Here is a 419-nt window from a genome sequence, read left to right on the forward strand (position 1 = left end):
GAGATTTTCTTGATTGCAATAAATATCGTTCATCCTGTCTTCTCGTTGCCTTATAAACCACTAGTAGCGATAAAGCTGCCTGCCCCTTTGCGCTCGAAATACGAAACGACGACGCTAGGCCGAACAATACTGCCGTCACGATGAAAAGTGCCGCCAGCAAGGCGCGCCCGGTCGGGGCAAGACCGGGCGCGGGCAGGCGCAAATCCCCCTCCCAGAGCAACCACGAACACCCATCCTCAGGAGGGAGGGACCCGACTGAGAATCCGCAGGCTCGAACAGGGAGATCCGCGTCCGCCAATCGGCCATCATCGTCATGAAACCGAACAGTAGCCGATACGCTGACGCGCGACACGCTATCACTGGCAGTCAGACACCCAATAACAGCGTGGCTCGGTGTCCCGATACTATGATATGGCAGT

The 419-nt window shown here is 56.6% G+C and carries 1 protein-coding gene; it reads right to left on the bottom strand.

Going from position 1 to position 419, the window contains the following annotated elements; genetic code table 11:
- A partial coding sequence (locus ACPYOP_RS33005) for a hypothetical protein (RefSeq protein ID WP_481414393.1) occupies positions 1 to 202 on the bottom strand: 202 nt, incomplete at its 3' end.
- Positions 203 to 419 lie beyond the last annotated feature (217 nt).

This window comes from Rhizobium sp. KNZ2-6A, assembly GCF_056755475.1.